Here is a 14,651-nt window from a genome sequence, read left to right as displayed (position 1 = left end):
GGCATCAGGTCGCACACCCGCCGGGGATCAATCCTTGTCCGTCGCGCTCAGCGTAACGGAGGAGAGATAGTTCAGCAGTGCAATATCGTTATCCACACCCAGTTTCATCATGGCTGATTTCTTCTGGCTACTGATGGTTTTAATACTGCGGTTCAGCTTCTTGGCAATCTCGGTCACCAGGAAACCTTCAGCGAACAGGCGCAGAACTTCACTCTCTTTTGGCGACAGGCGTTTGTCACCGTAGCCACCCGCGCTAATTTTCTCCAGCAGACGGGAAACGCTTTCAGGGGTGAATTTCTTGCCTTTCTGCAACGCGGCCAGCGCTTTTGGCAGATCGGTCGGCGCGCCTTGTTTCAGCACAATCCCTTCGATATCCAGATCCAGCACGGCGCTTAAAATCGCCGGGTTGTTGTTCATGGTCAGAACGATAATCGAGATGTCCGGGAAATGGCGTTTAATGTATTTGATAAGCGTGATCCCATCACCGTACTTGTCCCCAGGCATGGAGAGATCGGTAATGAGCACGTGGGCATCAAGCTTTGGGAGGTTATTGATCAGTGCTGTGGAGTCTTCAAATTCACCGACTACATTCACCCACTCGATCTGTTCAAGTGATTTGCGAATACCGAACAGTACAATCGGATGGTCATCGGCAATAATTACGTTCATATTGTTCATGTATTAGGCTACCTTGCTACAGCAAGCTTTTGACGTAGGCGTCAATGTCGCTGATATATTTTTCAATGCCAGAGGCATCTTTCTCACGAATTAGATGTTCCAGCGTTTCACATAACTGCTTGCCGGGAACCAGATTAAGCATGGCAAACACCCCTTTAAGCCGGTGTGCTGTCTGCGCCAGCGCTGCAAAATCATTCGCAGCGGACTCAGTATACAACCGCTTAACATCATCTGGTACTGTATCAACAAAGAGTGAATAGTAGCCACTGGCATGGAGTTCGGCATTTTCGTCACCACCCAAAGGGGACTCCAGGATCTCTTCTTGCGCCAGCTGTTCTTCTATTAGTTGTAGTACAGCTTCCTGCATAGCATTGCTCATATTAAAGTTGACGCGCATCTGGCCTGGGCCGATTTTTCGCACGCCTGGCTCATCATCGCTTAAAAGCAAGCCGGAGGCTGTAAGATTAGACGGATTATCTGTTAAAAACAGATCAAATTCTTGACTCGTGAGCCTTTCATCAGGCGTGATGCACGCTGCTCCCCAGTTTTCTAACTGACGAACCACGATATTGCGGATCTCATTTGAGGTCACATCAACCATCACCGTCACTTCATCCAGCAGGCGTTCTTCATCTTCTTCTTGCGGATTCGCGGCCATTTTCACATGCAGAGAATAGCGGGTGCCGAGCGACTCCCGGGCTTTGATATTCAGATGCCCGCCAAGTTTGCGCGCCAGCTGATCGCACAGCCAGAAGGTCAGGGCATTGGCTTTGCCGTAGTGATCGTTCTGGGTATCGTTCAGGAACGGGAAGTGCAGATTATCAATTTCACTCGGGGTGACGCCTTCTCCGGTATCCAGAATACGGAACGTCAGCCTGTCGTCAGCCGATTCGTCGGTGCTGACCTCGAGCGTCACCTTGCCAATCTGGGTAGTGGTCACAGAATACTGAATCAGCATCAGCAGAATACGGCGCAGTGCTTCCCGATCGCCGTGGCGTTCGTCATTGGCAGGCAAGTGGTTGTTAATAAGCAGTTGCAGCCCTTTGCGTTTAATGACCGGCAGCACTTCAGGGACCACTTCGTCGATCAAATCCTGAATAGAGAAGAGGGTAGAGCTTCCTTTCCAGCTGTCATTTTCCAGCATATTCGCCAGCTGAATTTCATCCACCAGGCGAACCAGTGAATCCGCCTGGCTGGCTATCTGATGACCTTCAGGCGTGTTGATGCTGGCCACACCGCTCGCGAGGGCTTTCAATGGGCGTTTAAATGCCTCGCCAATATTCTGCATAAATGCCGCACGGCCCTGCTGGTTTTTCTCGTAAAGTCGCTGCGCCTGCTTGAGCTTCTTGTTGACCAGAACTTCACGATCCTGGTCGCGGATAATAAAGATTTGCGTGCGGGAAGCGACCTGGCTGCGGAACTGACGGATTTCATACAGTTCATTATTGATGGTGGCCTGAATCACACCCTGGTGCTGATCCGCCATGGTGGTGATGTTTTGCAGGTTAAGATGCGGCAGCAGGTGATCGGCAATCTTATTGCTCATCACCGTGCGGTTCGCCTCCTGGTCGTGAACCAGCACTCCAAGCGGCAGAACGGAAATAATCTCTTCATTCAACGCCCGCAGTACGCGCAGTTCATTACTGGTTCCCGCCGGGACAGACGCGGTTTCGCTCTGACGCCCGGGCTGGAAACGGAAAGTGCTGTAACCAAAAAGCGCCAGCGCCAGCAGACCAATGTTCAGCAGCAACGGCAGTAAAATGTTTTGCAGTGTATCAAGCAGCAAGGTTCCGAACGGTACTTGCCACACCAGGCGCATCCCGGTTGAATTCAGCGAGGAGGCTATCTCTATCTTCGACCCGTTGAAGGATATTGCGACACTTTCAGCGACTTCTTTATCCGGCGGCGTGCGCATGTTTTGCGTGTTGTTATCGGGGTCGAGACGGAAGCTGTCCAGCGGCATATCGGGTGGGATCAGGTCGTTGATAGGCAGATCAAATGCCACCACGGTTGCCAGATGTCCGGGCTGATTGAAGGTGGTACGAAGCGTAAAGTAGTGACCGTTTTGCCAGGCAAGGCGGCGTAATGAAGAGAAACTCTCGCGTTCATCAAGCGCGTTGGCTTGTTGCAGCATTTCCGCACGACGGGAATCCACAATGCTGCCCACCGTGGTTTCTTTAAACCCGGAGGAGAGATCTTTGAGCGGTAAGGTCGAAATCAGGATCATGCTGTTGTCCTGACCGTTCAGGTAGTACATCGACCACGGCACTGTTTCTGCACCCCAAAGGGTATCAAGGTACGAGGAGATACGCTGGGTCATCTCAAGCGTTGCGCTGTCGTGCGAACCGAAAATAAGCGCTTCTGTTTTACGCTGCGGTTTTTCCAGGTAGTAAACGTCCTGCTTCAGGCGCGTTTCCTGTAACCCTTCTCCGGATGACGTTGCGGGCGCAGCGGCAATATTGTCGTATATCTGCCAGGTGGCGTAGCGCCATGTATCGATGCGCTTATGCACCGCATGGGTGATATCCACGACCTGATAGCTTTTATCCTTCAGCCAGGCATTAACCGCACTCTGAACCATCACCCCCATCGTGACTAACAGCACGACGATCAACAAAAGAAAGAAACGGGTGATGCTCCCGGGAAGAAGGGAGAATTTGCTCGGGGCGGTGGTTTCAGACTGACTCATTGATATGTTAACCCGTGATGGCCGCGCTTTAAGGGGATAGGGCAGTATAAAGGGTAATAACTGAATTTCCAGCGCCGTAGTCTGTGAATAGATGACTTTTTCCGTGGCGATTATCCCTGCGCCACATTGCGTTAAAGGTGTACAACTCGCGAGTGTTTGTACAAATAAGGAACGACGAAGCTCAGAAAATAGCACGAATTAACAAGAAATTATGCTTTTCAGGAATGGCGAATACGGCGAAATGATTTCGGCTGAATTTAATTAATAGTCGTTATGATTTCATGGTGGTAGCACAACGAAAATATAATTACGTAAAGAAAGGTAAAAAAAAACCGAATGCTCGGCATTCGGCTCAATTAGGGATAAACAGACATTCAAAACTGAATGACGGTAATAAATAAAGTTAATGATGACAGCGCGGGTTATTTTAGTGATTTTGCTGTATTTTGTTTTGTCATTCAGTGCTGTAACATTTTTTCATGTAACTAATTGATTTTATATGGTGAAAATTTTCGTTTGATTATAAGTGCTATATTTTTAAGCTCTTCGTGCTTTGTAAAAGTTCCCTTGTTTTTACAAAATGAAACATCTTGGGTGAAAAATGAAACATCTTCAAAGTTTTCGTATCATATTCCCGTTGGATTATTCTGTAATTTTAAGGAGAATGAAATTGCCGACTGGTTAAGAGGGTTAATCAGTAAGCAGTGGTAATAATAAGGCATATAACAGAGGGTTAATAACATGAAAGTTAAAGTACTGTCCCTCCTGGTACCAGCACTGCTGGTAGCAGGCGCAGCAAATGCGGCTGAAATTTATAACAAAGACGGCAACAAATTAGATCTGTACGGTAAAGTCGACGGCCTGCACTATTTCTCCGACGACAAAGGTAACGATGGCGACCAGACCTACATGCGTATCGGCTTCAAAGGCGAAACTCAGGTTAACGATCAACTGACCGGTTACGGCCAATGGGAATACCAGATTCAGGGTAATACCTCTGAAAGCGACAACCAGTCCTGGACGCGTGTTGCGTTCGCAGGTCTGAAATTCGCCGATGCGGGTTCTTTCGATTACGGTCGTAACTACGGCGTAATCTACGACGTGACCTCGTGGACCGACGTTCTGCCAGAATTCGGCGGCGACACCTACGGCGCAGATAACTTCCTGCAATCCCGTGCTAACGGTGTAGCAACCTACCGTAACCAGGACTTCTTCGGTCTGGTTGATGGCCTGAACTTTGCTCTGCAGTATCAGGGCAAAAACGGCAGCGTAGACGGTGAGAACAACACCGGTCGTAGCACCCTGAAACAGAACGGTGACGGTTACGGTGCATCCCTGACCTACAACCTGGGTGAAGGCTTCAGCATCGGTGGTGCAATGTCTTCTTCCAAACGTACTTACGATCAGAACAACACCGAAGCACTGGGCAACGGCGATCACGCTGAAGTCTACTCTGGTGGTCTGAAATATGATGCGAACAACATCTATCTGGCCGCGCAGTACTCTCAGACCTATAACGCAACCCGTTTTGGTAACTCCCAGAACAACAGTGACGTTTACGGCTTTGCAAACAAAGCGCAGAACTTCGAAGTGGTTGCTCAGTACCAGTTCGACTTCGGCCTGCGTCCTTCCGTGGCTTACCTCCAGTCTAAAGGTAAGGACATCGAAGGTTACGGCGACGAAGATCTGCTGAAATATGTTGATGTTGGTGCGACTTACTACTTCAACAAAAACATGTCTACCTACGTGGACTACAAAATCAACCTGCTGGATGACAACAACTTCACCAAACAGGCTGGTATCGGTACTGATGACATCGTAGCGCTGGGTCTGGTTTACCAGTTCTAATCGCTTCTCAGTATTACAAAGGGGCCATCTGGCCCCTTTTTTCATACTTTTTTTGGGGTCTTACAAATGACCCTTTTTGGTGTACTCTTGCCGGCCTGGCATGAGGATAATAATGAATGGACATGACTTTTTTACGCGCCAGCTTTCTGGCTACCCTTTTTTTCCTGACAGCATGTGACTCTTCCACCCCCCCGGTGGCGAAAACAGACACCCCAGCGGCAACCGTTCTGGAAGGCAAAACGATGGGCACCTTCTGGCGTGTCAGCGTGATGCACCTCGATAGTGCACGTGCCGACGATCTGCGCGGTAAAATTCAGGCACAGCTTGATGCCGACGATCAACTGCTTTCCACATACAAAAATGACTCTGCGCTGATGCGCTTTAACCTCTCGAAAAGCACCTCGCTCTGGCCTGTAAGTGAAGCGATGGCTGATATCGTGACCGAGGCGATGCGCGTGGGTTATAAAACAAACGGCGCTATGGATGTCACAGTTGGGCCGCTGGTAAACCTGTGGGGATTTGGTCCGAATAAACAGCCGGTGACAACGCCCGATCAGGCGGCTATTGATGATGCGCGCGCCAGAACGGGTTTGCAGCATTTAACGGTGATTAATCAATACGGGCAGCAGTATCTGCAAAAAGACATTCCTGATTTGTTTGTCGATCTCTCAACGGTAGGAGAGGGCTATGCCGCCGATCACCTTGCGGTACTGATGACCCAGGAAGGGATCTCGCGTTATCTGGTGTCGGTAGGTGGAGCCTTAGTCAGCCGGGGGATGAACGCCACGGGCAAAGCGTGGCGCGTGGCCATTCAAAAACCGACCGATCAACAAAACGCCGTGCAGGCAATTGTAGATATCAACGGCCACGGGATCAGTACGTCCGGCAGCTACCGCAACTATTACGAGCTGGACGGCAAACGCATTTCACATGTTATCGATCCGCAAACGGGGCGTCCGATCGAACACAATCTGGTGTCCGTGACGGTGATCGCCCCGACCGCCCTGGAAGCCGATGCCTGGGACACCGGGTTAATGGTCCTTGGCCCGGAAAAGGCTAAAGAGGTGGTGCGTCAGGAAGGCCTTGCGGTGTACATGATAACCAAAGAGGGCGATGGGTTTAAAACCTGGAGCTCCCCGCAGTTTGAAAGTTTCCTCGTGAGCGAACAAAATTAAAAAGCAAGGTTACGGGTTTTTGTCCGGTGGCACTCAGGCAAGGTATGAGTATGCTTGTAAGAGGAGCCGATGATGAAAAACCTGACCTTTAAAACCGATGAGGATCGCTGGCAGGCCGTGCTCGCCCGCGATCCACGCGCCGATAATCAGTTTGTCTTTGCCGTGCAAACGACCGGTATCTTTTGCCGCCCGTCCTGCCGGGCACGCCATGCGCTGCGCAAAAATGTTCGCTTTTATCCTGATGCCCAACATGCGGGGCAGGATGGCTTTCGCCCCTGCAAGCGCTGTATGCCGGATAAACGTGACCCGCAGGAGCAGAAACTGGCAAAAGTCGAACAGGCCTGCCGTCTGCTGGAACAGGACTCGTCCATTACCCTTGAACTGCTTTCGCAGCAGGTGGCGATGAGTCCATTCCATTTCCATCGCCTGTTTAAATCCATCACCGGCATGACGCCCAAAGCCTGGCAGCAGGCAGCACGCGATCGTCGCCTGCGCAGTGCGCTGGCACAGGGCGATAAAATTACCGATGCCGTGCTGGCCGCAGGTTTTCCCGACAGCAGCAGTTATTATCGTAAAGCCGATAGCGCGTTGGGTATGACGGCAAAACAGTACCGTAAAGGTGACGTTGCGGTGCATTACGCGCTGAGTAACTGCACCTTAGGCCGCTGCCTGGTGGCGGAAAGCGAGCGAGGGATCTGCGCTATTTTGCTGGGTGACGACGACGCGACGTTAACGGATGAGCTGCATTCCCTGTTTCCCCATGCCCAGCCCGAGCCTGCGGACGGCGCTTTTGCGCTGCGGGTTCGCCAGGTTATCGCAAGCCTCGACAACCAAAATATCCCGTTAACGTTACCGCTGGATATTCGCGGCACCGCTTTCCAGCAGCAGGTCTGGCAGGCGTTGCGCGCCATCCCCTGCGGTGAAACGGCAAGCTATCAGCAGGTGGCGAAAACCATTGGGAAACCCGCCGCCGTGCGCGCCGTTGCCGGGGCATGTGCTGCCAATAAGCTGGCGATTGTGATCCCCTGTCATCGGGTGGTGCGCAACGATGGCGCACTTTCAGGCTACCGCTGGGGCACTGCGCGCAAGGCGCTGTTATTACAACGTGAAGCGAAAAACCGGGAGGGATAATGCTCGATCTGTTCGCAGAGGCTGAACCCTGGCAAGAGCCGCTGGCACCGGGCGCGGTGATCCTGCGTCGTTTTGCGCTATCCCGCGCGGCGGCGCTGTTAGACGGTATGAATACCGTCACGGCACGCTCGCCGTTTCGCCATATGGTGACGCCGGGCGGCTATACCATGTCAGTGGCGATGACCAACTGCGGCAGGTTAGGCTGGACGACGGACGATCGCGGTTATCTTTACGCCCCAGTAGATCCAATAACGGGTAACCACTGGCCAGCCATGCCCGATGCGTTTCTGGCGTTGTGCCATGATGCCGCCGTGGCTGCGGGTTATGCCGATTTTACCCCGGATGCCTGCCTGATTAACCGTTATGCCGTCGGCGCGAAGCTCTCGCTGCATCAGGATAAAGATGAGCCGGATTTACGGGCACCCATCGTCTCAGTCTCTTTAGGGCTGCCGGCGGTCTTTCAGTTTGGCGGATTGCGGCGTAACGATCCGCTGAAACGCCTGATGCTGGAGCACGGCGACGTGGTGGTGTGGGGCGGGGAATCGCGGCTCTACTACCACGGTATTCAGCCGCTTAAACCGGGTTTTCATCCGCAGACGCAAGCGTTCCGCTATAACCTGACCTTCCGTCAGGCAGCGTATAGCGAATAAAAATAAGAATTATTCTTGATGTGAGCACGGGGCAGTTTACACTGCTGGCTGATTTTTATTGCCTGGATTGCTCTGTATGCAACTACTTCTTCTTGTCTGGCGTCAGTACCGCTGGCCTTTTATGGCGGTGATGGCATTAAGCCTGGCCAGCGCGGCGTTAGGTATTGGCCTGATCGCGTTCATCAATGTGCGACTGATTGAAATGGTCGACACGTCATTGTCCGTTCTGCCAGAGTTTCTGGGTTTGCTGTTACTGTTGATGGCCGTGACGTTAGGCTCCCAGCTGGCGTTAACCGCGCTGGGCCACCACTTTGTATATCGCCTGCGTAGCGAGTTTATCAAGCGAATTCTGGACACCCAGGTAGAGCGCGTCGAGCAACTCGGCAGTGCTTCTCTGCTGGCGGGGCTGACCAGCGATGTGCGTGCCATTACCATCGCATTTGTGCGTCTGCCGGAGCTGGTGCAGGGGATTATTTTGACCTTTGGCTCGGCGGCTTATCTTGCCTGGCTCTCAACCAAAATGCTGGCAGTGACCGCGCTGTGGATTGTGGTCACCATCTGGGGCGGTTACCTGCTGGTGGCGCGTGTCTATAAACACATGGCGGTGTTGCGTGAAACGGAAGATAAGCTCTATAACGATTATCAGACGGTGCTGGAAGGGCGCAAAGAGCTGACGCTGAACCGCGAACGTGCCGAGCATATCTTTAATCATCTCTATATCCCGGATGCCCGCGAGTATCGCCATCACATTATCCGGGCGGATACCTTCCACCTGAGCGCGGTGAACTGGTCAAACATCATGATGCTGGGTGCCATTGGTCTGGTGTTCTGGATGGCAAACAGCCTGGGATGGGCTGGCACCAATGTTGCGGCGACCTACTCGCTGACGCTGCTGTTTTTGCGCACGCCGCTGCTTTCTGCCGTAGGGGCGCTGCCGACGCTGCTGAGCGCTCAGGTAGCTTTCAACAAACTGAAAAAATTCGACCTCGCACCGTTTAAGGCCGAGTTCCCACGTCCGCAAGCATTCCCGGACTGGAAAACCCTGGAACTGCGTAATGTGACGTTCCGCTACCAGGACAACGCGTTTTCGGTTGGTCCGGTTAATCTCACCATTCACCGGGGTGAGCTGCTTTTCCTGATTGGCGGTAACGGCAGCGGGAAATCCACGCTGGCAATGTTGCTCACTGGGCTTTACCAGCCGCAATCTGGCGAGATCCTGCTGGATGGCAAGGCGCTGAACGCAGAAAAACCGGAGGACTACCGCAAGCTGTTTTCAGCGGTGTTCACCGATGTCTGGCTGTTCGAGCAACTGCTGGGATCAGAGGGGCAGCAGGCGAATCCGGCTTTGGTGGAGAAGTGGCTTTCGCATCTGCAAATGTCGCATAAGCTGGAGCTGAAAGAGGGCAAGATCCTGAACCTCAAGCTGTCCAAAGGGCAGAAGAAACGCGTGGCGCTGCTTCTGGCGCTGGCGGAGGAGCGTGACATCATCCTGCTGGATGAGTGGGCCGCCGATCAGGATCCGCATTTCCGCCGCGAATTTTATCAGGTGCTGTTGCCGTTGATGCAGGAAATGGGCAAAACCATCTTTGCCATCAGCCACGACGATCACTACTTCATTCACGCCGATCGCCTGCTGGAGATGCGTGACGGACAGTTGAGTGAGTTGATAGGTGAAGAGCGCGATGCTGCGTCCCGTGATGCGGTGGCGCGTACGGCGTAAGAGTTTGTGTGCCGGGTGGCGGCTTCGCCTTACCCGGCCTACTTTTTATATTTCCTCGCTGCTTTTTTGCCCATCCCGTCCCGTTGTTTATTCTTATTTACATATCCCCGCGCTATGCTTGATGTCATCTCATTTCATGGATTAATGATTGATGTCGGTAATAAACAAAAACAGCGCAAGGCTGCGCGACCAGGAGCGTGCGCGGCTCATCTGGCTTCTCACGACCGATAAAGCGGTCACTTCAGCGTTATTAGGCAAACTGACCCTGGCTGAGCAATATGATGTCGGCACCTTATCCGACGATATTGCTGAGGTAGGTGCGCTGGTTGCTCATCTTCCGCCGCCTGACCTGGCGGATACTCTTGAAGCTCTCCCATCCGAAGAGCGTCACGCACTGTGGCGACTGGTTGAGGATCACGAACGTGGTCAGGTATTACTGGAAGCTTCCGAAAACGTCTGGGATGACCTCATTGATGAGATGAGTGACCGGGATATTCTCGATGCCGTGCAGACCCTGGATATCGATGAGCAGATTTACCTTGTTCAGCACCTGCCACGAAATTTGACCGGCCGACTGCTGGCGTCACTGCCAGCCGATGAGCGTGCCCGTGTACGCCAGGTGATGCATTACGAGAAAAACAGCGTCGGCGCGATTATGGAGTTTGGCGTCATCACGGTACGCCCGGACGTGACGCTTGGGGCGGTGCAGCGCTATCTGCGCCGCCTGGGCAAGATGCCGGACAACACCGATAAGCTGTTTGTGACCTCGCGTGATAAAACCCTGCTGGGTGAGCTTGAGCTGAAAACCATTCTGCTGAACAGTGCGCAGCGGCGGGTGAGTGAGGTGATGGAAACCGAGCCAATGGTCTTCTCACCTGAAGATGACGCCGAAAAAGCGGCACGAACCTTCGAACGTGACGACCTGGTCAGTGCGGCGGTGGTGGATTCCGTGGGCAAACTGATGGGGCGTCTGACCGTCGATGAGATTGTTGACGTGGTTTACGAAGAAACCGATAACGACCTGCGTGCTCTCGGGGGGTTGAGTGCGGAAGATGACGTACACGCCTCGGTGGGAAAAGCCGTTAAAACGCGCTGGGCATGGCTTGCCATTAACCTCTGTACCGCGTTCATTGCCTCCCGCGTGATTGATGGCTTTGAACACACGATTTCGCAACTGGTGGCGCTGGCCTCTCTGATGCCTATCGTCGCCGGGATTGGCGGGAACACCGGAAACCAGACCATTACTATGATTGTTCGCGCTCTGGCGCTGGAAAACATTCAGCCCGGTAACTTCGCGTTCCTCATCTTCAGGGAAATGGGGGTGGCACTGATTAACGGCCTGGTGTGGGGCGGGATCATGGGAGGGATAACATGGTGGCTGTACAGCGATATGGCACTAGGCGGTGTGATGATGCTGGCGATGGTGCTTAACCTGCTGATGGCCGCCATGATGGGGGTGATTATCCCAATGACGATGACCAGGCTTGGGCGCGACCCCGCGGTGGGGTCGAGCGTGATGATCACCGCCATTACCGATACCGGCGGTTTCTTTATTTTTCTTGGGCTGGCGACGATTTTTCTGATGTAAGTTCGTGCCTGCGCTTAATACGCCCAGGGAGGATCGCCATCACAATAATCCCGCCGAGCACGCCAATGGCCAGATTACCGGTCGATACCGTCGCGGCTACGGTGACCAGCATCACCACCGTTTCTGCGATGGGGGCGCCTTTCACCGTCGCGGGCTGAATGCTGTGCCAGCTGAAGGTTTTGATGGCGACAATCGCCATAATCCCGGCCAGAACTGCCATAGGGATGTTGGCCATCACTTCGCTCAGCGCGGTGACCAGCACCAGCAGCACAATGCCTGCAGCGAGGGTCGAAATGCGGCTACGGCCTTTACCCATCTCCACGTTGACGATGGTTTGCCCAATCATGGCACAACCGGCAATGCCCCCGTAAAGACCGGCCATGATATTACCGATGCCCAGGCCAATGCTTTCGCGGCGTTTGTCCGATGGCGTAACCGTCAGTTCATCCACCAGTTTTGCCGTCAGCAATGATTCCAGCAGGCCGACAAACGCGATACTTAACGCACAGGGCCAGATAATGCTCAGGGTTTCCAGATTCAGGGGGACAAGTAACTGAGTCAGCCCGGGAAGACCGCCACTCATTGAGCCTTCATCACCTACGGTAGGCAGGATTTGTCCGGTGGTCACCGTGAACAGGGTTAATACCACAATGGCAATCAGCGGAGAGGGAATGCTTTTTATATAGCGCGGAACCCACAGTACAATCAGCAGCGTCAGCACGAACAGGCCAAGAATTAGCGGGCTTCTGCTCCAGAAATGGGGCACCTGAGCAAAGAAAATCAAAATCCCGAGCGCGTTAACGAACCCGGTCATCACCGACTGCGGTATGAAACGCATCAACCGCGCCATCCCGAGCGCGCCAAACAGGATCTGAATCCCCCCTGCCATAATCACCGCAGGCAAAATGTACTGCACGCCGTGCTGATGCACCATCGGGCCGATAACCAGCGCCACTGAGCCCGCCGCAGCCGTGACCATGGCCGGGCGACCACCGAGTACCGAGAGTGCAAGACAGAGCACCACAGAGGCGATCAGGCTGACTTTCGGGTCAACGCCCGCAACCACGGAGAAGGAGATGACTTCAGGGATCAGTGCCAGCGCGGTAATCACCCCGGCCAGTGTTTCACGGATGAAGAGCGTCGGGGATCGCAGCACAACAGCAATGCGGCCCTCATCGGGCAGAGAAGAGTGTGGTAATGACATAACAATTCGCAGGTTAGGGCAGGCTTCCGTGCGCGCGATCACAAAGTGCAGCATAGTAGCCAGAAAAACAGCGTTTTGCCAGTTGAACCCCCAATCCCCTACAAACAATCCATCATTAAATTTCACAATTACAATAATTTCGTAACCTTTAAACAATATTTAAAAGTTGTTACCGTTCCCCCCGCAGCTTTTTTCACCTGCAATTTCCACGCATAAAGCACTATTACTCTAAGGCATAAATTATGAAAAAAATGACTGCCATGCTCTTTTCTCTGGCTATGGGGCTGAATAGCGTCTCGATGGTGGCTAACGCTGCCGCGCCAAAAGAGCAGGAAACGGACGTCCTTTTAATTGGTGGTGGCATCATGAGCGCCACGCTGGGAACCTATCTGCAAGAATTAGAGCCGGACTGGTCGATGACCATGGTCGAACGTCTTGATGGTGTGGCTCAGGAGAGCTCTAACGGCTGGAACAACGCCGGCACCGGGCACTCGGCACTCATGGAACTGAACTACACACCGCAGAAAAAGGACGGTTCCATTAGTATCGAGAAGGCGGTAGAGATCAACGAAGCGTTCCAGATCTCCCGCCAGTTCTGGTCACACCAGGTAAACAGCGGTGTGATGCACGATCCGCACGCCTTCATCAATACCGTGCCGCACATGAGCTTTGTGTGGGGCGATCAGAACGTCAACTTCCTGCGCGCGCGTTACGCGGCCTTACAGCAGAGCACGCTGTTCCGCGGTATGAAGTACTCAGAAGACCACGCGCAGATTAAAGAGTGGGCTCCGCTGGTAATGGAAGGCCGTGATCCAAACCAGAAAGTAGCCGCCACCCGCACTGAAATCGGTACGGACGTCAACTACGGCGAAATTACCCGTCAGCTGGTGGGCTCTCTGAAGAAAAAAGAGAACTTCAACCTGCAACTGAGCACCGAAGTGCGCGGCTTCAAGCGTAACGCGGATAACAGCTGGAGCGTGACGGTTGCCGATCTGAAAAACAACGACGCTGAACATGTAATTAAAGCGAAGTTTGTCTTTATCGGTGCGGGCGGTGCAGCGCTGAAACTGCTTCAGGAATCAGGCATTCCTGAAGCTGACGACTATGCTGGCTTCCCGGTAGGTGGGCAGTTCCTGGTGTCGGATAACCCGGAAGTGGTGAACCGTCATCTGGCGAAAGTGTACGGTCAGGCTTCTGTAGGGGCGCCGCCGATGTCCGTTCCGCACATCGATACCCGTATTCTTGACGGTAAGCGCGTAGTGCTGTTCGGGCCATTCGCGACCTTCTCTACCAAATTCCTGAAAAACGGTTCTCTGCTCGATCTGCTGAGCGCGACCACTACCTCCAACTTCAAACCGATGGTCGACGTGGGTCTGGATAACTTTGATCTGGTGAAATACCTGATTAGCCAGGTCATGCTTTCTGACGACGATCGTTTCGCGGCGCTGAAAGAGTACTATCCGCAGGCGAAGAAAGAAGACTGGCGTCTGTGGCAGGCGGGTCAGCGCGTGCAGATCATCAAGCGCGATCCGAAAGAGGGCGGTGTGCTGCGTCTGGGTACTGAAGTGGTGAGCGATAAAGACGGCACCATCGCGGCCCTGCTGGGCGCGTCACCGGGAGCGTCCACCGCTGCACCAATCATGCTGCATCTGATGGAAAAAGTGTTTAAAGATAAAGTAGCCAGCCCGGAATGGCAGGCGAAGCTGAAAACCATTATCCCGTCTTACGGTACAAAGCTGAACGGTAACGTGGCAGCAACGGAGCAAGAGCTGGAATACACCAGCCACGTTCTGCAACTGCAGTATGTTAAACCACAGGCTGCTGAAGCGGCGCCGAAGGCAGAGCTGAAGCCTCAGGCGGAAAACAAACCGGTTGCGGATATCGCGCTGTAAGGTAAAAGCAAAACGGTAACAGACGTTACCGTTTTTAGTGTTTTCTCCCTCTCCCGGTGGGAGAGGGGTGGGGTGA

General features: G+C 53.2%; 10 protein-coding genes. 7 read left to right on the top strand and 3 right to left on the bottom strand.

What is annotated here, in order from left to right:
- Positions 1 to 27: 27 nt before the first annotated feature.
- A complete protein-coding gene (rcsB, locus tag ACT9TW_RS21085; RefSeq protein ID WP_003859405.1) occupies positions 28 to 678 on the bottom strand; it encodes a response regulator transcription factor RcsB in 651 nt (216 codons plus the stop codon).
- Between the two features lie 16 nt (positions 679 to 694).
- Positions 695 to 3,367 carry a phosphotransferase RcsD gene (gene rcsD, locus ACT9TW_RS21080; protein WP_446493609.1) on the bottom strand — a complete coding sequence of 891 codons (2,673 nt, stop codon included), beginning with the start codon at positions 3,365 to 3,367 and terminating at the stop codon, positions 695 to 697.
- Positions 3,368 to 4,108: 741 nt separating this feature from the next.
- On the opposite strand from rcsD, the gene ACT9TW_RS21075 reads away from it, so the two are divergent.
- The 6 genes from ACT9TW_RS21075 to mgtE all read left to right on the top strand — a co-directional run bounded on the left by ACT9TW_RS21075 (position 4,109) and on the right by mgtE (position 11,479).
- Positions 4,109 to 5,215: a porin OmpC gene (locus ACT9TW_RS21075; RefSeq protein ID WP_446493608.1), complete on the top strand. Its 1,107-nt coding sequence runs from the start codon at positions 4,109 to 4,111 to the stop codon at positions 5,213 to 5,215.
- Positions 5,216 to 5,331: 116 nt separating this feature from the next.
- Positions 5,332 to 6,390, top strand: coding sequence for an FAD:protein FMN transferase ApbE (gene apbE / locus ACT9TW_RS21070; protein WP_446493607.1), 1,059 nt, complete (start codon positions 5,332 to 5,334; stop codon positions 6,388 to 6,390).
- 72 nt (positions 6,391 to 6,462) lie between these two features.
- The gene (gene ada / locus ACT9TW_RS21065; protein WP_446493863.1) at positions 6,463 to 7,521 is read left to right on the top strand and encodes a bifunctional DNA-binding transcriptional regulator/O6-methylguanine-DNA methyltransferase Ada; all 1,059 of its coding nucleotides are present in this window, start codon (positions 6,463 to 6,465) and stop codon (positions 7,519 to 7,521) included.
- The gene (alkB, locus tag ACT9TW_RS21060; RefSeq protein WP_446493606.1) at positions 7,521 to 8,171 is read left to right on the top strand and encodes a DNA oxidative demethylase AlkB; all 651 of its coding nucleotides are present in this window, start codon (positions 7,521 to 7,523) and stop codon (positions 8,169 to 8,171) included. Before ada ends, alkB begins: the two co-directional genes overlap by 1 nt.
- Before the next feature lie 76 nt (positions 8,172 to 8,247).
- Positions 8,248 to 9,891: a multidrug ABC transporter permease/ATP-binding protein gene (locus ACT9TW_RS21055; RefSeq protein WP_446493605.1), complete on the top strand. Its 1,644-nt coding sequence runs from the start codon at positions 8,248 to 8,250 to the stop codon at positions 9,889 to 9,891.
- 151 nt (positions 9,892 to 10,042) lie between these two features.
- Entirely contained in the window at positions 10,043 to 11,479 is a 1,437-nt protein-coding gene (gene mgtE / locus ACT9TW_RS21050) for a magnesium transporter (RefSeq protein ID WP_182061827.1), read from the top strand.
- On the opposite strand, the gene ACT9TW_RS21045 is transcribed toward mgtE, so the two are convergent.
- Entirely contained in the window at positions 11,442 to 12,737 is a 1,296-nt protein-coding gene (locus ACT9TW_RS21045) for a SulP family inorganic anion transporter (protein ID WP_446493604.1), read from the bottom strand. The two genes, mgtE and ACT9TW_RS21045, sit on opposite strands and share 38 nt — an antisense overlap.
- A 188-nt stretch (positions 12,738 to 12,925) precedes the next feature.
- Here ACT9TW_RS21045 and mqo point away from each other — a divergent pair, with 188 nt between their 5' ends.
- Positions 12,926 to 14,575: a malate dehydrogenase (quinone) gene (gene mqo, locus ACT9TW_RS21040; protein WP_446493603.1), complete on the top strand. Its 1,650-nt coding sequence runs from the start codon at positions 12,926 to 12,928 to the stop codon at positions 14,573 to 14,575.
- The last annotated feature ends 76 nt before the right edge of the window (positions 14,576 to 14,651 follow it).

This window comes from Enterobacter sp. C4G1 (genome assembly GCF_052886895.1).
Note: the sequence above shows the minus strand (reverse complement) of the source record. Positions and strands in the feature narration are given on the sequence as shown.